The 22593-nt window shown below is 41.2% G+C and carries 20 protein-coding genes; 6 read left to right on the top strand and 14 right to left on the bottom strand.

Annotation, left to right across the window (positions count from 1 at the left end; translation table 11 throughout):
• Window positions 1-237 precede the first annotated feature (237 nt).
• Window positions 238-540: a hypothetical protein gene (locus AC570I_RS19655; protein ID WP_497406847.1), complete on the top strand. Its 303-nt coding sequence runs from the start codon at window positions 238-240 to the stop codon at window positions 538-540.
• Between the two features lie 13 nt (window positions 541-553).
• Entirely contained in the window at window positions 554-805 is a 252-nt protein-coding gene (locus tag AC570I_RS19650; protein ID WP_156166794.1) for a hypothetical protein, read from the top strand.
• Here the strand turns inward: AC570I_RS19650 and AC570I_RS19645 are convergent.
• Window positions 800-1735 carry a LysR family transcriptional regulator gene (locus AC570I_RS19645; protein WP_497406846.1) on the bottom strand — a complete coding sequence of 312 codons (936 nt, stop codon included), beginning with the start codon at window positions 1733-1735 and terminating at the stop codon, window positions 800-802. The two genes, AC570I_RS19650 and AC570I_RS19645, sit on opposite strands and share 6 nt — an antisense overlap.
• Window positions 1736-1824: 89 nt before the next feature.
• Here AC570I_RS19645 and AC570I_RS19640 point away from each other — a divergent pair, with 89 nt between their 5' ends.
• Window positions 1825-2430, top strand: a complete 606-nt coding sequence (locus AC570I_RS19640; RefSeq protein WP_497406845.1) for an NAD(P)H-dependent oxidoreductase — start codon at window positions 1825-1827, stop codon at window positions 2428-2430.
• A gap of 56 nt (window positions 2431-2486) precedes the next feature.
• Here the strand turns inward: AC570I_RS19640 and AC570I_RS19635 are convergent, their stop codons facing one another.
• Window positions 2487-2846 (bottom strand): winged helix-turn-helix transcriptional regulator, encoded by a 360-nt coding sequence (locus tag AC570I_RS19635; RefSeq protein ID WP_047800963.1) that lies wholly within the window; start codon window positions 2844-2846, stop codon window positions 2487-2489.
• Between the two features lie 100 nt (window positions 2847-2946).
• Here AC570I_RS19635 and AC570I_RS19630 point away from each other — a divergent pair, with 100 nt between their 5' ends.
• Complete coding sequence (locus tag AC570I_RS19630) at window positions 2947-3576, top strand: NAD(P)H-dependent oxidoreductase (protein WP_497406844.1); 630 nt, start codon at window positions 2947-2949, stop codon at window positions 3574-3576.
• Window positions 3577-3648: 72 nt separating this feature from the next.
• Here the strand turns inward: AC570I_RS19630 and AC570I_RS19625 are convergent, their stop codons facing one another.
• Entirely contained in the window at window positions 3649-4989 is a 1341-nt protein-coding gene (locus AC570I_RS19625) for a paraquat-inducible protein A (RefSeq protein WP_497406843.1), read from the bottom strand.
• Between the two features lie 35 nt (window positions 4990-5024).
• Window positions 5025-6362 carry a paraquat-inducible protein A gene (locus tag AC570I_RS19620; protein WP_497406842.1) on the bottom strand — a complete coding sequence of 446 codons (1338 nt, stop codon included), beginning with the start codon at window positions 6360-6362 and terminating at the stop codon, window positions 5025-5027.
• A gap of 229 nt (window positions 6363-6591) precedes the next feature.
• Here AC570I_RS19620 and AC570I_RS19615 point away from each other — a divergent pair, with 229 nt between their 5' ends.
• The gene (locus tag AC570I_RS19615; protein WP_255352168.1) at window positions 6592-6720 is read left to right on the top strand and encodes a hypothetical protein; all 129 of its coding nucleotides are present in this window, start codon (window positions 6592-6594) and stop codon (window positions 6718-6720) included.
• A gap of 307 nt (window positions 6721-7027) precedes the next feature.
• On the top strand, window positions 7028-7303 hold the full coding sequence (locus tag AC570I_RS19610; protein WP_497406841.1) for a hypothetical protein: 276 nt from the start codon (window positions 7028-7030) through the stop codon (window positions 7301-7303).
• 15 nt (window positions 7304-7318) lie between these two features.
• Here the strand turns inward: AC570I_RS19610 and AC570I_RS19605 are convergent, their stop codons facing one another.
• From AC570I_RS19605 to AC570I_RS19560, 10 genes are all read right to left on the bottom strand, one after another.
• On the bottom strand, window positions 7319-7630 hold the full coding sequence (locus AC570I_RS19605) for a hypothetical protein (protein ID WP_497406840.1): 312 nt from the start codon (window positions 7628-7630) through the stop codon (window positions 7319-7321).
• Between the two features lie 118 nt (window positions 7631-7748).
• Window positions 7749-8150 (bottom strand): DUF1634 domain-containing protein, encoded by a 402-nt coding sequence (locus tag AC570I_RS19600; RefSeq protein WP_047800958.1) that lies wholly within the window; start codon window positions 8148-8150, stop codon window positions 7749-7751.
• 11 nt (window positions 8151-8161) lie between these two features.
• Window positions 8162-8995 (bottom strand): sulfite exporter TauE/SafE family protein, encoded by an 834-nt coding sequence (locus tag AC570I_RS19595; protein WP_047800957.1) that lies wholly within the window; start codon window positions 8993-8995, stop codon window positions 8162-8164.
• A gap of 8 nt (window positions 8996-9003) precedes the next feature.
• On the bottom strand, window positions 9004-9660 hold the full coding sequence (locus tag AC570I_RS19590; protein ID WP_497406839.1) for a FadR/GntR family transcriptional regulator: 657 nt from the start codon (window positions 9658-9660) through the stop codon (window positions 9004-9006).
• A gap of 112 nt (window positions 9661-9772) precedes the next feature.
• The gene (locus tag AC570I_RS19585) at window positions 9773-10153 is read right to left on the bottom strand and encodes a LytR/AlgR family response regulator transcription factor (protein ID WP_497406838.1); all 381 of its coding nucleotides are present in this window, start codon (window positions 10151-10153) and stop codon (window positions 9773-9775) included.
• Window positions 10154-10344: 191 nt separating this feature from the next.
• Window positions 10345-11013: a response regulator gene (locus AC570I_RS19580; RefSeq protein ID WP_053058482.1), complete on the bottom strand. Its 669-nt coding sequence runs from the start codon at window positions 11011-11013 to the stop codon at window positions 10345-10347.
• A gap of 79 nt (window positions 11014-11092) precedes the next feature.
• Entirely contained in the window at window positions 11093-12064 is a 972-nt protein-coding gene (locus tag AC570I_RS19575) for a PorP/SprF family type IX secretion system membrane protein (protein WP_497406837.1), read from the bottom strand.
• 8 nt (window positions 12065-12072) lie between these two features.
• The gene (locus AC570I_RS19570; RefSeq protein WP_497406836.1) at window positions 12073-13401 is read right to left on the bottom strand and encodes a T9SS type B sorting domain-containing protein; all 1329 of its coding nucleotides are present in this window, start codon (window positions 13399-13401) and stop codon (window positions 12073-12075) included.
• 9 nt (window positions 13402-13410) lie between these two features.
• A complete protein-coding gene (locus tag AC570I_RS19565) occupies window positions 13411-14868 on the bottom strand; it encodes a CshA/CshB family fibrillar adhesin-related protein (RefSeq protein WP_497406835.1) in 1458 nt (485 codons plus the stop codon).
• Window positions 14869-14874: 6 nt separating this feature from the next.
• Window positions 14875-22215: a phage tail-like protein gene (locus AC570I_RS19560; RefSeq protein ID WP_497406834.1), complete on the bottom strand. Its 7341-nt coding sequence runs from the start codon at window positions 22213-22215 to the stop codon at window positions 14875-14877.
• Window positions 22216-22593: the final 378 nt, after the last annotated feature.

Below are 22593 nucleotides of genomic sequence, written 5' to 3'. Positions count from 1 at the left end.
CATTCCGTACTGGATTTAAGAGTAGAAAGGTAGGAATAGTCTTTGGTATTTTAAAACTTATATTTCTTCGCGTAAAAATACCTTATGGAGCCCGAAAAACGGATAAGCGAGGCGACTCATTCGGGGCTTAACTGCGGGTTGCTCCTGATGAATTTACATCAGATCAGATGAGCATATTCTCAAAACTCTTATGGTAAAAATCTGTTATCACTGCAGTTTACCTTAAATCTGATAGATATGCAACCATTTAATGTTAAAGTAGAACGCAGCGGAACATGCCACTTATTTACTGTATTGCCAAAAGATTCCTATTATGAAATCATGTCGGACGATAAGATTATAGGTGCAATAGTTGAAAAACATGGTGCCTGGGAGGAACTTCCGCTTGGTTCCGTGCATACGGATGACCTTGAGCTTAATTCCGTTGGCGTCTATCAAACAGATTCCGATTTACCATTGCCTATAAATGAAATTGGTAAAGAAATTAACTTAATATTGGCAGGACTTCCGGAGCATGACCAGAATGATACCTGTAACTAACCTGCTTACACAAATGAAAAATCACGAGATACTAAACGTTAGTCCCGCCCATCAGCAATTAAATGATAAATTTAACGAACAGGTGATTGAATCTTACTGGAGTGAAAACGGAGAACTGATCTACATTCTGAAGGATGAAGCCAACCTGGAGCAGTATGCCGGCATTGCAAAAAAACTTTTAACTGCATCGCCAGAGCTCGACCAGAATTTCACCGGTAAAGTGGCGCATACCAACCAGGATATATGGGTTCGGTTTGAGTTATAGCTGCGAATGATGCTCCTGAAGCTGTGTTTCTACTGATGCAAAAGCCAGATGCAGTTTTTCCTGAAGAAATTTAATCTGATCTTCATTAATACTGTTTCTTCTCTTTCCGAAGAACATGGTATTTTCTACGGCAACATATCCCTCCCACAGTACCTTTAACTCTCCGGAAGCCAGCGCCTCCCGGCAGATAAAATCGGGCAAAACCGCAAGTCCTTCACCAGCTGATAAGCAGCGGATAATCGAAAACTTATTGGGAACAATATAATTAGGGACAAATTCTGGTAAAAAACCGAAATTTGCCTGCCAAAACTGATTCAGCAGCTTGGCATCAGAAGCAGTGTTATACCACATCTGCTGTTGGAACCAATGTAAAAGCACCTGCTTATTTCCTAAATCTAATGATTCCCATCCAGAAAGATCGGTGTTTTTGCCGCAAACAATCATCAGCTTCTCAGATGCGAATGGTTCATATTCAAGATTGGGACTGTTCTTAGTTTGAGTGGCCAACACCAGGTCTATCCCACCGTTCTCCAGCAACTCGGTAAGCTTTTCATTTTCACCAAACTGCATAATGAGATTGAAGTTAAGAGAAGGAATGTGTTTTTCGAGCGCATGCTGAAAACTTTCTACGCACATGCCAACACTAACCGTGGGGCGATCGGCACCTGATTTCCGTCTGAACCGGCCCTCAATTTCCTCCAAAATATGTAATGAATGCTGCAATTGCTGATAAAGCAAATGGCCCCTTTCGGTAGGTACCATTTTCCGGGTGGTACGTTCGAAAAGTGTATAGCCGGTATAGGTTTCGAGCGCATTGAGGTGCAGGCCTACTCCGGGCTGCGAAACATAAAGCTGTTTTGCTGCACCGCTTAAAGTACCTGTTTCGTATATCGACTTAAAGGTTCTGAACCATTCTAAATTTGCCTGCATCTATAATATTAATTATACCAATGCAAAAATACTATTATTTTTATTACAATAAAAAGGTATCTACTTTTGCTGCAAGTAAAAAAAAGTATATGCAAAAGATATTAGTGATTAACGGCGGTAAGCCATTTGCCCATTCAGGAGGGCAACTGAATGAGGAAATTACCAGTTGGGACAAATCGTTTTTCAGTGCAGATAAGGGTTTTGAAATACAGATCACCCAACCACACCTGGAGGATTATGATGCAACCACCGAAGTAGAAAAATTCGTTTGGGCCGATGTAATCATTTACCACTTCCCCATCTGGTGGATGTATATGCCAAACTCCTTAAAGAAATACATTGACGAAGTATTTACAGCAGGACACCGGAAAGGCCTGTACTACAGCGACGGACGTAAAGCAGATAACCCGGAACGAAATTACGGAACCGGGGGAATGTTACAGGGCAGAAAATACCTGACTACCACCACGTGGAATGCGCCTAAAACTGCATTCACGCTTGATGAAGAATTCTTTAAAGGAAGAAGTGTTGATGATGGTGTGCTGTTTCCATTTCACAGGATGAATGCCTTTTGTGGTTTGGAAGCCTTACCAAGCCTTCATTTTCACGATGTAGAAAAGAATGGGTCGCCGGAGCTGGTTGCCAGGTTTAAAGCAGAGTATGAATCACATTTGAAAACGATATTTAAGTCTTAACCTGTTACACGATAAGCAGGCACGTTGTTTCAAATCATGGGGATGTGCAGGATGCACTACTTTCCGATAATCTGCTTACGATGCGTTTTACCCCACTCAGCTATAGTCAAGGTAAGCTCTTCTAAAGTTTTGCCATATTCCGTCAAATGGTACAATACAGATATTGGTTTAGTATCTAAAACTTTTCGAACGATGAGTTGATTGGTCTCCATATCTTTCAATTCCCGGCTAAGCACTTTTCCTGCAATCCCTTCAACTTCACGAAGCAATTCAGAAAAACGCATCGGGCGGTATCCAAGGCAGGCGACAATGGATATTTTCCATTTACCGCCAATCACATACATCGTATCATGAATTGCCCGGATATTTGAATTACAAAAATCATTATTATTTAAAACCCCTTCTGTCTGATTCATAAATAGGATGGTTACTAAAATGTCACTATTACTTTTTGTCACAAAGATACCAAAAGTAATTTCTATCAGATATTTTTGCTCAATAAATAAGATTATAGATATGAATTTAATTGATGATTTAAAGTGGCGTTATGCTGTTAAAGTGTATAACGATCAAAAAGTGAGCGAAGAGAAAATAGACTTTATACTCAATGCAATTAACCTTTCAGCATCATCGTGTGGCCTGCAACCCTACCGTGTATTCGTTGTAAATAATGCTGAACTTCAGGCGAAGCTTGGCGCAGATTCTTTCAATAAGCAGATTGCACAAGCATCACACCTGTTAGTTTTCGCTGCTTTTAACAGCGTTTCTACTGAAGATGTGCATGCACTTGTACAACGCACAGCAATAGCTCAGGAGGTTGAGCCAGAAAGTTTAGATTTATTTTCATCTACTGTTGACGGTTATTTCAAAAGTAAGACCGATGAACAAAATAGGGTGTGGGCTGAAAAACAAACCTATATTGCTTTGGGAACCGCACTTATTGCCGCAGCTACTGCAAGGGTTGATGCTACCCCAATGGAAGGATTCAATCCACAGGTATTCGATGAATTGCTGCACCTAAAGGAAAAAGGATTACACAGTACAGTGATTCTCTCATTAGGTTACCGGGATGAGCAAAATGACTACCTTTCAGGCAAAAAGAAGGTTCGTATACCAGTTGAGGAAATGGCGACTAAAGTCTACTAAACTTTTCTCTTTTAATTGATGATGAAACCCGAGGTTTCATCATCATTATGCTACTACCTGCCTTTTCGTATTCTAATTTTTAACCGTTTCCAGCTTTTTATTATCGCGATCAATGCGTTTGAGTATCCATGACAGGATGATCACAAACACCACATAGGTAACGAAAACATAATAGCCTGGCTGTAATGAAGATTTGTTCGCGGTGATGGTTTTCAGGGTGTCCGTATCCATATTTAATCCCGAAAGCTGACTCTTCAATATTCCGTTTAAGCCAATATAGGTCATTGCTATTCCAACTACCATTACGTCGGCCATATCCCATTTACCCAGTTCGAGCGCTATATAACGTATCACTTTATTGTCGGCGTAGCGGTCTCTTCCCCATACATAAATGGCCCTGCCAACCAGTCTGATAACAGGCAGCACCACTACAAACAGCAATATCAATACACCCACAATCACCGCATCAGGCTTCGGTTGGGCCATTAAGGTTTCAACAATTCCGAGAATACTTTTGCTTTGAAAAAATAGCACCTGATTCATAAAAGTAATTTTTTCACCGAGAAGCATAAAATCGAGTCGTTCGATCCGTGCATCGACCTCAATGATGGTGGTACTTACCCCTACCCAGATCAGCACGAGGGCGATCAATGCTGAAAGTAAAAAAAGCGAAGGGTGAAGCCACCTGTATTTTCGTAAAGGAATCCATAACAACAGCGCAATCAGCGCACAGCCGGCCATGACATAAAAGTATTTTTTTAACTGCACCTGAATAGCTGCAATTCTTGATTTTATACTTTTTTCAAAACCGGCGACATTATTTACTTTATATTTCTGAAGGATATACAGTGTCACTTTTGTGGTTGCAGAGCTTGACCTGTCGAAGGTTTGTTTCTCCAGTTCGTCCATTTTACTCGTAGCAATCCCTTTCAATCGCTTCATACTACCCGGGCTATTGATTTTCTGGATGATAGTACGTGCAAAAGACGGCACCTGTGCATGCAGTTCATCTGTATCAACAAAAGTATTGAAGGCGAGTTTCTTCAGCTTCCCGCCAAGTGATTTCTGAGGTTTGGTAATCTCGCGGGTTGTTTTATTGATCAAACCATTAAGCTGGGCTTCGATTTCTTTCTGGAGATCTTCTTTCTGATCGTTATTCATATTGAAATTACCCACCTGATGGTTCACCACATTGCCAATCTTTTCGCCCCATTCATCTACAGAAAATATGCCGAATGTAATGTTATTGATCAGGCTGTAATCTTCCTTGATTTCTTCCTGTTGCCGGGAAAGCACACGTTGCTGCATACCCAGATATACCATAATGGCAAGCAAAGCCAGGAGGAATGTGATCAGTACCGCTGTGCTGATATTTTTTGTTGTGCGGGAAACCTGTTGAATTTGTGCTGACATTCTTTTATCAAATATGATGGTGAATATGATCCGAATTAGTGGGTATTGTGAGGGGTAATGGATTTGAGGATCGTAGATAAAATTAATCCGTAAAGCACGAAGCTGATGAAAATAATGTATCCTGGCTGAAGCGCAGTATTGTTGGTAGCGATTACCGTTAATGTTTCACTTTTCAGACTAAGCGCGCCTAACTGACGATCGAGCAATCCGTTAAGACCAATATAGGCCATCAGTATGGCAATTACAATTACGTCGGCCATGCTCCATTTACCTGATTGAAAGGCGAAATATTTCACCACGCTGTTTTCGGCAATCTTTTTTCCGGATAACAGGTGAACGCCTGTGGCACTTAATTTTACCACAGGAAACAAAATACTGAAAACCAGGATGAGTGCACCGACCAGAATGGAATCGATACCGGGTTGGGTGATGAGTACATGAACCACATCCATAATACTTTTACTTTGGAAAAACAGCACCTGATCTTTGAAGGTAACGTGTTCTTTAAGTAGTACGAAATCAAGGGAACTGATGCGGGCATCCACCTCGATCATTGAAGCTGTTAATCCAACGGCAAGTAAAATAAAGGCGAAAAGCAGCGACATGATAAAGAGCGTAGCATGCAAGTCCGTACGTTTGCGCAAAACCCACCAAATGAACAGCACCAGTGCAATACAGCCCAACATGCCAAAGGAATAACCATAAGTAAATGTGCGGATTCTGTTAAGTCTGTTTACGAGATTGCTGTTAAGCTGACTGGCATCCTGAACCTGATATCTTTTAAAAACGATATCTACTGCAGCCTTATAAGCGGTAAGTGCACTATCGATCTTTTCATTTTGCTCAATTTCACTGAATTTTTTCATGGCCTTGCGGCTGAGCATTTTTTTGTTTTTTGGGTTGTTTACTTCTGCGATAATCTGACTGGCGAATTCCGGTACCTGTGCTTTAATCTTATCAGTATCGACAAAGTTTTTAATGGCAAACTTCTGGATTTTGCCGCTAATGGTTTTTTTCTTTTTATTCACCAGGGCCTCAGCCTTATCAATGAGGGCAAGCAAAATTTGTTCAACTTCCTGATGCAGTGCTTTGTTCTGCTGCTTGGTCATCGTGAAGTGACGAACCTGATGATTCACAATACCGGCTACACGATCTCTCCATTGCTCGACGGAAAAAAGGCCATAAGTAATGTTGTTAATGTGAGCATAATCTTGTTTGATTTGCTCCTGCTTACCTGATAAAACATGCAACTGGTAACCGAAATATCCCTCTGTACATAGCAATAAAGCCAGTAGCGTGATGAGTATCCATTTACCTTTCTGACGGGCTGACGGATCAGCTTTTTGTTGGTTAGAATCTGTTGTGGTAGCCATATATAGTTGATCTGCTGATGATAACCGCCCGTAGTGAAGCTGCTTTTTGAGCATTATCCATACCACAACATCAAATTTTAAAAATGGTTTTACACCGGGGGAAATTGATCACCACTGCCCAACCCCAGTGATGATGGGTTATTGTTTTTTCTTACCAAATGAAAATTTAAATTATTTAGTAAAAAACTAAAAATGACAAATGTTGTTATGGTAAAAAACGCCTGAACTAATGAACCGCAATTACACTGAAAAGAAAAAGCAGCATCACTACTTGCTTGCCCTGATCCTGATTATTATGTTAGTTTTCCTGTGCCGGACACTCGGTCCGGAGCATTATAACGTTTGGCTGGCGCAGTAGATACAAGCACAATCAAATCATTCTGGCGCGTTCGATTAGTCGTATATAAATATATACAGTTGATAAGAAACTGGTAGTGACTACGTAGCTACAGAATAAAGAACACCTTTTTAAACTTATAATTTTCGTTACTAAAATCCGCTCCGGGCGTTAATTTTCAGGATAATTCAATAAATTATACACTAATAAACAAAATAACTCTGACATTTAACGTAACAAAAAGGTGGATTAAGTATAATGAGTACGACATTTGCTAAAACCTTTTACGAATACCAAACTAATGTCGTTTATTCCCGAATAAATTATTATGCGCACAGGCACCGTTACACACATTGACCCAATTTTGAAAAAGGGCTATATTGAGGATGAAAATATGCAGGACATTTGCTTTAAAATAGACGAAGCAACAGGACATATTAACGCAGCAGACTGCGTTTGTTTCGAAATAACACTAGAGCAGGATGGTTTGGTGGCCACACAGATAAAATTGACAAGTGAAACAATTAGCACTCAAAGGTATAGCCGTTTTTTCTGCCCGGATAACCACAACGTACAAGAAAAGCAAGCTTTTGATTACTTGTAAGTACCGTCCTTAATTTTAGCTTACCCATTGATTTGGGATTTCTGTAACCTGCACGGGCATTTCATTTTGAAAATAGACATGCATGTTGCTTTGCGCAGCCAAACCGGCAAATTTAAGTAGCATACCCAGTACTTTCGGAGACAGGCTATTTTTATCGACGGGCAATAAACCAAAAAGCCTCATCAATGTTGTTGTGCTTACGTAATCATTCTGACTTGTGAAAATCGCAACCGATAGTTGCTCACAAGCTTTACGGTTGATCTCTACATCTTTCATCTTATTGAGCAAGCCCGCACGTAGCGCCTGCAGGTTGTCTACACCGTACATATTGATTAGTTAGGTCACTAAAGTAAGACTTAGCATAATCATCTACAAATCATTATAGCTAATGTGTTTAAAATAAGGTAAAAACACCCTGTGTAAACCCGTATACTTATTAGCAATACTAGCCTGCAAAACCACCCAACGTACTTACCAGCATTACACAAAGCACGATAAGGGTGATTACGATGTAAAGCTTATCCTTTTCCAAAGTAAAACCGATTAACGACAATATGATTCTCATTATTGGTGTAGCGATAAGCACTAATACTCCAAATTGAACGATTCCTTTAGCATGTCCGCTGAGCAACCCGCTGAAAATACCTTCAAATGTGGTAAATCCAGCACTTTCCCCTTTGAACTGCGCGTAGGATGGCATGGGATCTGCCCCCATTTTGATCAGGTAGATTAATCCTCCGATAAATACGATACAACTGGCGGTAATGACCCCTACTCTTAATAAACGGCCAACCAACTGCTCAATATCATAATCAGTCGTATGTTTTTTAACTTTTTCTGTTTTCATCTTTTGGTGTATTAGAATTTATGCTGGAAACCGTTATAGATCATTTCGATAGCCACAAAGACAATGGCTACACAAAACAGATATCGCAATACAGTTGGGTTTATCCGGGAGAGCAATCTGGAACCTAAGAAAGCACCACCCAGAACACCCAGTACTACCGGAAACGCGATAGCCGGATCCATGTATCCGCGTTGCAAATAAACCACCGCACTGGCCGCAGCGGTTACGCCAATCATAAAGTTACTGGTGGTCGTACTCACTTTGAAGGGAATATGCATGGCTGTATCCATGGCGAGTACCTTTAAGGCACCTGACCCGATTCCCAGTAAACCAGAAATGACACCCGCGAGGGTCATAATAGAAAAGCCTGCCCCGACATTCCTGAGTTCATATTTCACAATGCCTTCGGCAGTTGGATAGCTTCCATTCAATTTTAGCTTTGCTGCCAGCAGACTGCCATGCTGAAGCGCATCCTGGTTCTTTTTTCTGATGGTCATTGCCGCAGAAAACAACAAAATGCTGCCAAATAGAATTGCGATGGTATTGGTTGGAGTATATACGGCAATTACTGCCCCCATTACAGCACCAACTGTTGTGGCTATTTCGAGAAACATACCTAGCCGTATATTGGTAATGCCTTCCTTAACGTATGCGCTTGCAGCGCCTGATGAGTTAGCAATGGAAGCAAGTAATGCTGCACCAATGGCATATCGGATATCTACGTGAAAAACAAGTGTTAGCAGTGGAATAACCACTACACCGCCACCGAGACCCGTAAGAGAACCTACAAGGCCAGCTAAAAAGGCGCCCAGTAAAAGGATAATAGAAAAAGTAAGAATAGTCATACTGGTAATTAATAATTATTTTCAAGAATTTCATTTGTAATCTGGCGGGCTTTAGCGGCATCACCTTGCTGAATGGCGTTGCAGAGCTGCTCATGAAGATGGTGGCTCATGGCAAAATGGCTTAAACCCTGTTTTTCCCGCTTGAGAAAGAAGTCGCGGATTAAAGCAGTAAAGCTACGATACAGATCGGCAAGAACTTTATTGGCTGAGGCATCCGCAATGGCTGCGTGAAAAGCAATGTCAGCATTGATACAATCCTGACGGTTCTCTTCAAAAATTGCATGCTTTCGGGCCTTTAGGTGTTCGCTTATGAGCTCCAGGTTTTCGGTTGAACGGTTTGTGACAGCCAGATTGACAATCTCAAGCTCCAGTAACTTTCGGACCGCATTGAGTTCATCGAAATCGGCTCGCCGCAAACGCTGATCTATGGTTTCAGAAAGATTAACTTCATTTACAAACGTTCCTGATCCTTGCTGAACCGTTAATATACCAATTTCAACCAGCGAGCGAACAGCTTCACGGATGGTAGAGCGACCAACGCTGTACATCTCCATTAATTCTCCTTCGGAAGGTATTTTGTCGTTTTGTTTCCATCGACCGGAAGTAATATCATGGCGAATTTGCCTGCTCACCTTATCTCCAAGTCTTTCTTTGATATCATTCATTGATACAAAGGTATGATGTTATATTTAAACATCAGACGTTTAATCAGAACATGACATTTCCAGGATGGATTACTGCATTAACCACATAGCTAATGGGTTTTGTAAGACAAAATTAATTAACTACAGATTGTTCGGTGTGTTTAATGAGGCGAAGAACTGTTTGCGTGAAACGTTTCGGAGAGATGGGTTTTCCGAGGTAACATTCAAATGAACCATCAATGTTGCGGATGTCCTGTTCAAGATTGGAGGACGCGTAAATCACATTTTTAACACGTGACTTTAAATGCTGCCATAGTTCTGTGCCTTTCATACCCTCCATATCAACGTCGAGAAAGAGAAAGTCAATCTGATCGTCGGAAGTGATTTCGGCAAGCGCATTCAACGGATTGTTGTACGTTTTTGATAAATTTAGAAATTCACAATCATTAATATAATCATGCAGGATATCTATTGCATGTTTCTCATCATCCACGATGGCACAGTTGTACGGCATAAAAGTCTAGCTAAGTTTACAAATATGGTTCGCAAAAACATATATCCCAAATAAAAGAATTAATTAGGGTAAAATTACGGTACCAGAAACTGTTTGACTAAAGTTCAGGATAATTGAAAAGCACTTAGGATTTGAAGACGACCAGGATAAAAATAAATTAAGAGAAGCGATAGAGAGCGCTATTTTCTCTTTTATCGCTCATATATACTCATCTTTTCTGCGAGTTCTATGATACTCTTAATCTTTAACTTTTGAAATAAACGAAGTTTATAGGTACTCACTGTTCCCATTTGCAAGCTTAGCTGATTTGAAATTTCTAAAACCCCGATTCCCTTTGTCAGTAATTCTGCTACCTCTAGTTCTCTGGATGAAAGTTTTGTAAAAGGGTTATCGCCATCATTGCCCAATATGCTGTTAAACATATTTTCTTTTACGTTTCTACTTGAGTACCTGCTACCCGCAAGGATGGTGGTTATTGCTGTAACGATTTCCGATTCCTCAGCATTTTTAGTCAGATAACCTGATGCTCCGGATTTCAAATAAGGTACGGCATATATATTTTCGTTCAATGAAGAAAATACGAGAATCTTAGCATTTGGCTGAACCAGTTTTAGCTGGTCAATTACTTTCAGATTATTCCCTCCCGGTAAGTTAACATCGATAATAATGAGGTTGGGAGATTTTTCGGTTTCAATTAATGCCTGTTCTAAAGTTGACGCCTGAAGCAGTTGAACACCGGCCCAGAAATCTGAAATCAGACTTTTTAAACCTCTGCGGATGATCTCATGGTCATCGGCGATAAGAATAGTAAACGTCGATACGGCGTTCTTAGGTTTTAAGGGATTAGGGATAGTTGACAATGTTGTAAAAGTTAGTTGTGATATATTGTTTGTTATGTTACTATTTGCTTACTCTGTTGGTCTGCAACAGATTTAATTTTTAGAACACCCTTGGTGTGGCCAGTCGGATGTTTGGTTTGATGAATGAATAGGCAATCGAGATCTCATGTGTACCTCCGCTATAGCCCTGTAATGGACCAATAGAGAAATCATAGCCATAACCAATCCTGATTTTCTCTGACGGGAAGATCTGTATCGCTGCAACAGCAGAGTTGCGTGGCGTCAGGTCTGCCTGGAGATAGCTCTTGTCGTACAGCTTTACACCCGTACGGTATGATCCACCTACCCAAAGAAATTCTTTAATCAGTAAAAAGGCATTTAAATCCAAACTCGTTGGACCGCCCCTGTCGTCTTTTAGCAGGAATGAGGGTTTGATCTGAAAGTTTTCATTAATCGGAAACAGTGCACCGCCTGTAAGGTAATAATGGGGCTTTGGTTGTGCGATGAAAGCATAACTATCGATATTGATGTAAGTTGCAATCAGGTTATCAACAGAGAATCCGGCATAATACCTGTCGTTGGCAAAGTACACCCCTGCCCTTGCATCCGGTACAATGGTGCTTTGTACACCAACAGGCTGATAAGGTTCAGGATCGTTAGGGTTTAGTAGAGATCCATCAATCCCCAGTTGCATCATGCCGACACCCAATCCCAAAGCTAAACGGGAACTCCCGTCATCGTTCATCCGTATCCGGTAGGAATAATTTCCATAGATACTCAGGTTGGTCTGCGCACCAAGTTTATCACTGGCAACCTGTAAAGCTAGTCCCACATTGCCACTGTTTGCAATGGCATCAACAGCAAGGGCCATACTTTTGGGTGCGCCGGTAATACCCGTCCACTGACTGCGGTAAAAGCTGTGCACATTAAGTACCTCTTTGTAACCTGCGTAAGCCGGATTGATGTATATCCCGTTGAACATATACTGACTATACTGCGCATCCTGTTGGGCAGATGCCGGCCTTAACATCAGTAAAAGTGAACTCAACACCAACAATAATAATTTCCTCATCCTCACATTTAATTTTTAAAAGCCCTGATCAAGGTGATATACCCTTTAAATACCTGCCACGGCGCAGCTGCATTTTCTTTCACACGAAGTACGTAGTAATAAGTTCCTTCATTTAGCCCTTCACCTGTCCAGTTATTTTGATAATTATCTGATTTATAAACCTGATTACCCCATCTGTTAACAATTACGAGATCATTTTGCGCAAACAGGTTTAACCCTCTGATTTCAAATGTTTCATTGATACCATCGCCGTTTGGCGTAAATAAGTTGGGAACAAATAAACTACTGCCTGAAACCGAATGCTTGGTAAAAAAGGCGCCGTTTGCTGCCATATCGGTGGCCACCATTACATTGGTGCGCACGTGTACACCGGTTGAAGGATTGGTTACAGATAAAAGATCCCAATTAGAGCTACCAAGATATTTTGCAAGGGTTGCAGATGCATCAACAAATTTCGCACCGTCGGTACTGATGTTATGTTGTAGTGTAATTGTTGTTTGGACAGGTACCGAAGAGTAGATGTTCCACATCCTGTCGATACCTTGTATAGTGGTGATTCCTGGCAGGCTTGCTGCGGAATAATTTTCGACACTAACGTAAAATTTACCTGCCGACTGAGGTTGCAAAGTTGCCGGGGTATAATCGCCTTCCGCAATACCTACAGGGAATACAAAAGCAGTATTGCTATCAAACTCTTTTACCATGTGACCGATTATACTATTGCCGGTGACAACCATCCTGTCGCGGCTGTAGTTAGTGATTTTACCTGCGGCATTGAAGGCCAGGTTATTTCCATTTAAAATAATGTTTGCTCGGTTCACAGCCAGATCAAGTGTACCCCCAATATTAAGTGTAGCAGCAAGTGCACCTGTAGGATTAACCGTATTATATCCCGGATCTTTTACGTCCGACAGGATCACGTTATTCTTATTCCTGTGCTCAATAATGAGATTAATAAAATTACTGTTATTTCCATCGATGGCAGTAGCGCCAGCAGACATAGTGGTATAGTAAGGGTTATCACCAGGATTATAGATAATGATTTTACCTGTACCATTAAAAGTAGCGCCGGGTGCAATCCAGATGTTTTTACTGTAGATTTCCAGTACTCCATTGATTACCCAATTCGCATTCGGCCCAAAATAGCATCCTTCAGTATAGCGGGTTTCGGTACTCCCTGCGTTAATGGTAACAGCAGAGTTATCTACGGTCATGCTTCCTGCACCTGTTTGAGCATAGCTTGTTATCCCACTAAAAAGAAGCAGAACAGCAACTAACACTAACTTAAACAGCCGCAGTTTAACTAAACAGCTTATATTCTGATATGGCGAATTCATTTAACGCATTTAATTTTTTCGCCCTTTTGAAGGAAGCATCGGATTGGTTATGGTTGGCCCCTGAATAAAGATTTTGTGATCTTCTACCTCTCCGCCTGGGGTAGCTGTGGTTGGAGACAATAAATCGGTATAATTGCGTCCGTACCTCAAACGTACATAAGTACTTCTGATGATCCTGGAAAATGGCACTGTCCACGTTAAAGTAACTGAAGTACCAGCTTGAAGCGCCGGAACTGTTACCCGCTCACTATCTTCAAACACACCATTCTGATTGAAATCGATCCAGCCGGAAATATATCCGTTAAAGGTTCCTGAGTATGGGATAGTAGCGGCTATAATGTTGCCGGGCATATAGCTGGCTTTGTAAGAAAAGCTTTTATATTTTGTTGGCCATGCATCTTCTTCCAGTACACCAGCGGGTCCGTTATTATTATCACCCATGGCATCTTTACTGTATAGCGGTCCGGCATCAACGTCTGGTGCTATGGTTCCTAGATAACCAGATGTAGAAGCAACCAGCGATCCGGGGGTATAAGCAGTGGTATTTAAATTGGTTGCCGTTGCCATGGCGGTATTTGCGGCAATTCCATCGGAAGTAATGGTTACTTTTTCAACCGCATGCAATGGGGCACCGTAACTGGCCGGCGCATCACCTCCATCCACGCCCGGAGGCAAAACACCGAGTGCAATTGCTGTTAAGCCCCCACCTTTTAGCGTCACATCGAAGGTTACGGCATAATCGGTACCACTAAAAGCCGTTTCGTTAAAGGTTAAAAATGATATAGCGCCCGTATTATCATCGTTACCTCTTAAAAACTCAAAACGCTGGGCAGTGGTGCTTACGTTCACTTTTCTTACCTCATAAGGGGTAGTTGTATTGGTAAGATTTTTTTGTAGCTCCACGATATTCCACACACCATCAGCAGTAGCATTAAAATACTCGGCCGGTGCTAAAGACTCCGCATCGCCCAAAACCATACCGGTTAACTTTACCGGTGATCCCTGCAATGTCGCTTTACAAGTAATCCTGAAGCTACATAAGCCTTTATCCACCGCATTTCTGATTCCGTTTACTAATTTGTTTGCTGTCCCTACTCCTCCGATATTGTAACGGTCATCCATCGAATCGTAGGCAAAGTTTCCAGGCGCATAGCTTTTAATACCGTTGCCCGTCAGATTCGAAATCACTGCCTGTAAACATAAATATCTGCCACCACCCAAATCAATCGACGCGTAAGATGCTGCGCCATCAGCAAGGTCAACATTATGTTTGCCGTAGGGGTTATCAGCTATATTATCAAGCGTTGAACCCCAGGTAAGCCAAAGCACCTGGTTTTTATAGGGACTGGTACCTCCCGTTGCAAATGTCGCCGTTTTCGGTTGTAAAGGATAACATTGAGCCGCAGCATTCTGAGTATGTAGCATTCCCAGAATTATGATCGATGATAAAATGAATATTCTTCTCATGTTGATTTATTTAACAGCAAAAACAATATTCATAAAAGAACCAACAGTCACATCTGCACCCGCAACAACGGTATAGGTTAGTACTCCGGCAGCACTTACCTGCACATTACTAAATACTGTAGCATCATACCAGGTAACATAATAATACAGGTCGGTTTTGGCAAAAATTGGCAATGCAGGGGCACCGGGACTGCTTTTTAATGGCGTTAGAAACTGCTTCGAGTAGCGATCGTAAAGATTCATTGTTCCGAAAGACTCACCGGTAACACCTGATTCAGCGACGAACTGGTCGGCCGCAGTAGGAATGACTACTGATGGCATATAAAAGAATTTCGGCATAGCTGCTTTAACCTGTTTTAATATACCGTTCGCATCGGCTACGACTACCTGATCTGTTACGGTGCCAGTTTGTAATCCAGTAACGGCCATTGTATTGTTGCCTCCGGTCGCGACTGTTAACAAATTGGTTCCGGTGGTTACCGTTGTTGCCTGATTTAAGGTACCGCCTAACTGAACGTTATTGTTGGCAACTGTTAAACCGTTATTTGCATTCAATCCCAGTTCTCCGTTGCTGTTGATGGTTACCGGGCTTGTTGCAAGTTGTTTCACCACACCGGCCGTAGTACCGTTTGCTGTAGCGACGTTCACCTTATAATCTGTTACATTTCCTGTAGTCGTTCCGGCAACTGTAGTATTCAAGCCGTTGGATAATGTAGTTGTCTTTTGCGTAGCCACAACTGCTGTCGAAATATCCAGTGGTGTACTTGCTACACCATTTACTGTGGTGATTAGTTTATTGCCAGCATCAAGACTAGTGGTGTTGGTATTGATAATATTTACGGCAGTGCCTGCTTTGCCGTTTACTGTAGTAGTTAAACTATTTCCTGTTGAGGTATTGCTTACCGATGTCGCGGTTGATTTGTCGACCCATTCAGTAGCTGTTCCTGCAGCATTTGTAACCAACATTTGATTTGCTGTTCCTATAGTAATCTGGTTGTTGGTTACTTTACCGCCAATGTTGGATAGGGTTAAGTTTGCCTCGTTAACATCAACTGAAAACGCTTTTAATGCAGCACCTGCTGGGGTTCCTCCCAAAGTTACTTTATTGCTTCCTGCACTAACATTTTCACCTGTGATTGATCCGCTTGGAATTGTGTTAGAGTACGTTACGGCACCTATTGCATCAGCAATAGCTAAACGACCTGCTGTGCCGGTTCCAGCATCCAGTTTTGAAGCAGTTACTGCTTTCGCATCAATTTTTGCATTAGTTACTGCAGCAGTTGCGATATCATCGGTCTTAACTTCACCGTCTTTAATTTTATCCGTTGTGATCGCATCAGCACCAACTTTAGCATTAGTTACTGACCCGTCAGCAAGTTTAGCTGTAGTTACTGCACCGTCAGCAAGTTTAGCAGTCGTGATTGCACCATCGGTAATTGCTAAAGTAACATCTTTCAATGTTGAACCTGCTCCACCAGTTACCGTGATTCCTGTAGCCGTGATTCCTTTAGTACTTGTTAAGTTAGTTTCTGATAAAGTTTGATAAGTAACTGTTCCGTTTGCATTGGCCGTAGCCACTTGTCCAGCTGTTGCGCCAGTTGCATCCAGATTTGTAGCAGTAATTGTTTTATCAGCAACTTTATCTCCTGTTACTGCTTTATCGCCAAGATCAGCAGTTTTAACTTCACCGTCTTTAATTTTATCTGTTGTGATTGCATCAGCACCAACTTTAGCGTTAGTAACAGCACCGTCAGCAAGTTTTGCAGTCGTGATTGCACCATCCGTAATCGCTAAAGTAACATCTTTCAATGTTGAACCTGCTCCACCACTTACCGTAATTCCTGTAGCAGTAATCCCTTTTGTACTGGTTAAGTTAGTTTCTGATAAAGTTTGATAAGTAACTGTTCCGTTTGCGTTTGCTGTAGCTACCTGACCAGCTGTCGCGCCAGTTGCATCTAGTTTTGTAGCCGCGATTGTTTTATCAGCAACTTTATCTCCGGTTACTGCTTTATCGCCAAGATCAGCAGTTTTAACTTCTCCGTCTTTAATTTTATCCGTTGTGATTGCATCAGCACCAACTTTAGCATTAGTTACTGACCCGTCAGCTATTTTAGTAGTAGTTACTATGCCATCAGCTAATTTAGCGGTAGTAACCGCACCGTCAGCAAGTTTAGCAGTCGTGATTGCACCATCGGTAATTGCTAAAGTAACATCTTTCAATGTTGAACCTGCTCCACCAGTTACCGTGATGCCTGTAGCGTTGATTCCTTTAGTACTTGTTAAGTTAGTTTCTGATAAAGTTTGATAAGTAACTGTTCCGTTGGCGTTTGCTGTAGCTACCTGACCAGCTGTTGCTCCCGTTGCATCTAGTTTTGCTGCAGTAATGTTTTTATCTGCAAGATCAGCAGTTTTAACTTCACCGTCTTTGATTTTATCCGTTGTGATTGCACCAGCGCCAACTTTAACGTTAGTTACTGACCCGTCAGCTATTTTAGTAGTAGTTACTGACCCGTCAGCTAACTTAGCGGTAGTAACCGCACCGTCAGCAAGTTTAGCAGTCGTGATTGCACCATCGGTAATCGCTAAAGTAACATCTTTCAATGTTGAACCTGCTCCACTAGTTACCGTGATTCCTGTAGCAGTGATTCCTTTCGTACTGGTTAAATTGGTTTCTGATAAAGTTTGATAAGTAACTGTTCCGTTTGCATTAGCAGTAGCTACCTGACCAGCAGTTGCGCCGGTTGCATCTAGTTTTGCCGCAGTAATGTTTTTATCTGCAACATCAGCAGTTTTGACTTCACCATCTTTAATTTTATCTGTAGTGATTGCATCAGCACCAACTTTATCATTAGTTACTGACCCGTCAGCTATTTTAGTAGTAGTTACAGCACCGTCAGCAAGTTTAGCAGTCGTAATTGCACCATCCGTAATCGCTAAAGTAACATCTTTCAATGTTGAACCTGCTCCACCAGTTATGGTGATTCCTGTAGCAGTGATTCCTTTCGTACTGGTTAAGTTGGTTTCTGATAAAGTTTGATAAGTAACTGCTCCGTTTGCATTAGCAGTAGCTACCTGTCCAGCTGTTGCGCCAGTTGCATCTAGCTTTGTAGCAGCGATTGTTTTATCAGCAACTTTATCTCCGGTTACTGCTTTATCGCCAAGATCATCAGTTTTAACTTCTCCGTCTATAATTTTATCCGTTGTGATCGCATCAGCACCAACTTTGGCATTAGTCACTGACCCGTCAGCTATTTTAGTAGTAGTTACCGCACCATCAGCAAGTTTAGCAGTCGTGATCGCACCATCGGTAATCGCTAAACTAACATCTTTCAATGTTGAACCTGCTCCACCAGTTACCGTGATTCCTGTAGCAGTAATTCCTTTAGTACTGGTTAAGTTGGTTTCGGATAAAGTCTGATAAGTAACAGTTCCGTTTGCATTCGCAGTAGCTACCTGTCCAGCTGTTGCGCCAGTTGCATCTAGTTTCGCTGCAGTAATGTTTTTATCTGCAACGTCAGCAGTTTTAACTTCACCGTCTTTGATTTTATCCGTTGTGATTGCATCAGCACCAACTTTAGCGTTCGTAACAGCACCGTCAGCAACTTTAACAGTAGTAACAGCACCATCAGCGAGTTTAGCAGTCGTGATTGCACCATCGGTAATGGCCAAAGTAACATCTTTCAATGTTGAACCTGCGCCACCAGTTACCGTGATTCCTGTAGCAGTAATCCCTTTTGTACTGGTTAAGTTAGTTTCTGATAAAGTTTGATAAGTAACTGTTCCGTTAGCATTAGCAGTAGCCACTTGTCCAGCTGTTGCGCCAGTTGCATCTAGTTTTGCCGGAGTAATGTTTTTATCTGCTACATCAGCAGTTTTAACTTCACCGTCTTTGATTTTATCCGTTGTGATTGCATCAGCACCAACTTTAGCATTGGTAATAGCACCATCAGCTATTTTACCAGTAGTTACTGCACCGTCAGCAAGTTTTGCAGTGATGATACCGCCATCAGCAACTTTCAATTTTGAATTTACCAATGTTGCTCCAGTTCCATCGGTTACTGCGATTGAACCGTCTTCTGCAGTCAGGTTTTTACCTGAAATGTTAGTAGCTGATAAAGTTTGATAAACAATACTCCCATCAGCCTGAACCACGCCTACTTTATCTTTGTCAGCAGGATTAGCCGTAAGCTTTTCAGCAGTTACTGTTTTATCAGCGATTTTATCTCCCGTTACTACTTTATCGCCAAGATCAGCAGTTTTAACTTCTCCGTCTTTAATTTTATCCGTTGTGATTGCATCAACACCAACTTTAGCGTTAGTTACTGATCCGTCCGCTATTCTAGTAGTAGTTACCGCACCATCAGCAAGTTTAGCAGTCGTGATACCGCCATCAGCAACTTTCAATTTTGAATTTACCAATGTTGCTCCAGTTCCATCGGTTACTGCGATTGAATTGTCTTCTGCAGTCAGGTTTTTACCTGAGATGTTGGTAGCTGATAAGGTTTGATAAACAATACTCCCATCAGCCTGAACCACGCCTACTTTATCTTTGTCAGCAGGATTAGCCGTAAGCTTTTCAGCAGTTACTGTTTTATCAGCAATTTTATCTCCCGTTACTGCTTTATCGCCGAGATCAGCAGTTTTTACTTCTCCATCTTTAATTTTGTCTGTGGTAATCGCATCAGCACCAACTTTAACATTAGTTACTGCACCATCAGCTAATTTAGCAGTCGTAACTGCACCGTTTTTGATATCGATATTAACATCTTTTAATAAGGAAATCGAGCCGTTTGCAGAGATTGTTAAATCATTTGATGACAAGGCTTTTCCAGTGACAATTGCCGAAGCATCAACCAAAAGTGTTCCTGTTCCATCTACTGTTAAACCAGCGCCTGGTTTAACAGCTCCGGTTGTTGTTGTCGTAGCATTATTTACATTTACCTTGTAATCGGTAACATTTCCTGTTGTGGTTCCGGTAGCAGTGGTGTTGCTGCCATTAGACAATGTCGTGGTTTTTTGTGTAGCGACAACCGCTGTTGAAATATCCAGTGGGGTACTTGCTACGCCGTTAACGGTGGTGATTAGCTTATTTCCGGCATCAAGACTCGTTACATTAGTGTTGATAATGTTTACTGCAGCACCTGTTGTACCATTAACCGTAGTCGTGATGATATTTCCTGTTGAAGCGTTACTAACTGAAGTTGCAGCTGATTTATCAATCCATTCTGTGGCTGTTCCAGCAGCATTGGTCACTAATATCTGGTTTGCCGTTCCTGTGATGATCTGATTGTTGGTTACTTTACCTCCAATATTAGCTAAGTTTAAATTGGCTTCGTCCACGTCAACAGAAAAGGATTTTAATGCAGCACCTGTCGGCGTTCCGCCTAAGGCTACTTTATTGCTTCCGGCAATTACATTCTCACCGGTAATTGATCCACTCGGAATAGTGTTAGAATAAGTTACAGCTCCTGTGGCATCAGCAATAGCCAAACGACCCGCTGTTCCTGTTCCCGCGTCAAGTTTTGCGGCGGTAATGTTTTTATCAGCAACATCAGCAGTTTTAATTTCACCATCTTTGATTTTATCTGTCGTGATTGCGTCAGCACCAACTTTGACGTTGGTTACTGCACCATCAGCCAATTTAGCAGTATTAATACCACCATCGGCAACCTTCACTTTTGAGTTTACCAGTGTTGCACCAGCTCCATCAGTTACTGCAATTGAACCATCTTCAGCTGTAAGATCCTTTCCTTTTATGTTACCACCAGATAATGTTTGATAAACAATGCTTCCGTCTGCCTGAACCACACCGACTTTATCTTTATCTGCAGGGTTCGCGATTAACTTATCAGCGGTAACTGTTTTATCAGCAATCTTATCGCCGGTGACAGTCTTATCACCGAGATCAGCCGTCTTAACTTCACCATCTTTGATTTTATCCGTTGTAATTGCATCGGCACCAACTTTAACGTTGGTTACTGCACCATCAGCTAATTTAGACGTGGTAATGCCTCCATCAGCAACTCTCAGCTTGGCGTTAACTAAGGTAGCACCAATTCCATTCGCTACAGCGATTGAACCATCTTCCGCCGTTAAGTCTTTACCTGAAATGTTTGACGAAGTTAGAGTCTGATAAACAATGGTTCCATCTGCCTGTACAACGCCAACCATTCCTTTATCTGTTGGGTTGGCAACAAGTTTGTCGGCACTAATCACCTTAACTGCAACCTGATCACCCGTAACGGAGCCTTTGCCTATCTTTTCAGTGGTAACAGCCTCATTAGCTAACTTCACAGTACTGATGGCACCATTCTTAACCTCAACTTTATAACTTGTGTTATTTAAGATAGTGTTTGAAGTTACTTCTGTAGTTTCACTGTTTGATAATAATGTTGTAAGTTGATTTTTTGTAACCAGTTTTGCTATATCAATAGTATTGACAATTTTATTTTCATCAGAGTATGTCAGGGTATTTTTAACCACGTCATACACCAGACTAGTAACGGTTTCTTCCTTATCTATAACATTTTTAATGGTGGTATAGAGTGCACCTTCATTAATGATATTCGTATTTATATCGCCTATCACGTTAAAAGTTACCTTATCGTTTTTCTCATTAGTGTAGGTATAGCTACCATCTGTATTCTTTACCAATGTAGTTATGGTTTCTCCACCCTTTACAATCTGTGTAAGATTTATTACTTGTGTAGCACCGCTTTTATCAATATATGTCAAATTTGTACCATCAAAAAATACGTTGCCGGCAGTATTTTTGACAATATTTTCGATGATCTGTTTTACCGATAATGTGTTGGCAATGGTTTGAAAGTTGTTAATCACATCTGTTGGAACATTGATCGTGGTTTTCGCGCCATCTTCTGCAGTGTAAACATAGGTTCCGTTTTCCTGTTTTACCAAAGAAGTTAATGTTTCGTTTTTCTTGACAACGTCGCGCAGATCAACCAGTACGGCAGCATTGCTTGACGGGTCGAGGAAACTTAAAGTATAAGTTGTAGGGTTATAAGATAGGTTTGTAGCCTGACCCTGGCGGGCAAGTGTCCATTTGCTTCCATCATTATAATAGATTCCCGGTACCACATCTGATGCCGTTTGCGTATTATATACCATCATACCTGCAATGTGCGCAGATAATGGAGCCGGATCCCTGGAATCCTTAAGTGCTACTCTCGAAAATAGTAATCCTTTATTTGTGCTTTCTAATTCCAGAATGGCATCCTTATTAGGCAGATTACCATATGTAACCGTGCCATCTTTCATTTTTTGTTGAGCCAAGGCTCCAAAAACACTTAATACAAGAACTAAACTGAGAGATAGTTGTTTTTTCATTTCAATTGTAATATATGAGCATCAATTTTCAGCATTTGAATATACTTAAAGAAATGGTCTGGGGAGTTTTCTACACCTGCATTGGGTTTGAAGAGAACTTATATCTTATTAAAAAGCTTATATCGAGATAGTTAAGCAACCATGGGTCAAAGAACGTACTGGATTCAGCGTTTTTAGATAGACGACTTCTTTAAGCTGAGTTCATTTCCTGATTCTAAACAAAAATTCGAATCCGGGGACAGAAATGATACTTAAAGCTTTAAATACTGTATTATCAATACTACAAAGTAACTGAAAAACAATGTAACAATTTGTCATCGTAATTCAAGTAAACCCATATGGCCTGCATTATTTGATAATAATCAACAACATTTCTTT

This window comes from Pedobacter sp. A2324, assembly GCF_059693705.1.
This window is presented reverse-complemented; position numbering and strand designations above follow the sequence as displayed.

Bases quoted from the DNA above. Each gene is read 5' to 3' on its own strand.
- AC570I_RS19615 (WP_255352168.1), top strand. From the start codon at position 6,592: ATGAACCGCAATTACACTGAAAAGAAAAAGCAGCATCACTACTTGCTT.
- AC570I_RS19565 (WP_497406835.1), bottom strand. From the start codon at position 14,868: ATGAGAAGAATATTCATTTTATCATCGATCATAATTCTGGGAATGCTA.
- AC570I_RS19600 (WP_047800958.1), bottom strand. From the start codon at position 8,150: ATGAAAACAGAAAAAGTTAAAAAACATACGACTGATTATGATATTGAG.
- AC570I_RS19560 (WP_497406834.1), bottom strand. From the start codon at position 22,215: ATGAAAAAACAACTATCTCTCAGTTTAGTTCTTGTATTAAGTGTTTTT.
- AC570I_RS19620 (WP_497406842.1), bottom strand. From the start codon at position 6,362: ATGGCTACCACAACAGATTCTAACCAACAAAAAGCTGATCCGTCAGCC.
- AC570I_RS19570 (WP_497406836.1), bottom strand. From the start codon at position 13,401: ATGAATTCGCCATATCAGAATATAAGCTGTTTAGTTAAACTGCGGCTG.
- AC570I_RS19655 (WP_497406847.1), top strand. From the start codon at position 238: ATGCAACCATTTAATGTTAAAGTAGAACGCAGCGGAACATGCCACTTA.
- AC570I_RS19645 (WP_497406846.1), bottom strand. From the start codon at position 1,735: ATGCAGGCAAATTTAGAATGGTTCAGAACCTTTAAGTCGATATACGAA.
- AC570I_RS19605 (WP_497406840.1), bottom strand. From the start codon at position 7,630: ATGTACGGTGTAGACAACCTGCAGGCGCTACGTGCGGGCTTGCTCAAT.
- AC570I_RS19595 (WP_047800957.1), bottom strand. From the start codon at position 8,995: ATGACTATTCTTACTTTTTCTATTATCCTTTTACTGGGCGCCTTTTTA.
- AC570I_RS19635 (WP_047800963.1), bottom strand. From the start codon at position 2,846: ATGAATCAGACAGAAGGGGTTTTAAATAATAATGATTTTTGTAATTCA.
- AC570I_RS19630 (WP_497406844.1), top strand. From the start codon at position 2,947: ATGAATTTAATTGATGATTTAAAGTGGCGTTATGCTGTTAAAGTGTAT.
- AC570I_RS19575 (WP_497406837.1), bottom strand. From the start codon at position 12,064: ATGAGGAAATTATTATTGTTGGTGTTGAGTTCACTTTTACTGATGTTA.
- AC570I_RS19610 (WP_497406841.1), top strand. From the start codon at position 7,028: ATGCGCACAGGCACCGTTACACACATTGACCCAATTTTGAAAAAGGGC.
- AC570I_RS19590 (WP_497406839.1), bottom strand. From the start codon at position 9,660: ATGAATGATATCAAAGAAAGACTTGGAGATAAGGTGAGCAGGCAAATT.
- AC570I_RS19625 (WP_497406843.1), bottom strand. From the start codon at position 4,989: ATGTCAGCACAAATTCAACAGGTTTCCCGCACAACAAAAAATATCAGC.
- AC570I_RS19640 (WP_497406845.1), top strand. From the start codon at position 1,825: ATGCAAAAGATATTAGTGATTAACGGCGGTAAGCCATTTGCCCATTCA.
- AC570I_RS19585 (WP_497406838.1), bottom strand. From the start codon at position 10,153: ATGCCGTACAACTGTGCCATCGTGGATGATGAGAAACATGCAATAGAT.
- AC570I_RS19650 (WP_156166794.1), top strand. From the start codon at position 554: ATGAAAAATCACGAGATACTAAACGTTAGTCCCGCCCATCAGCAATTA.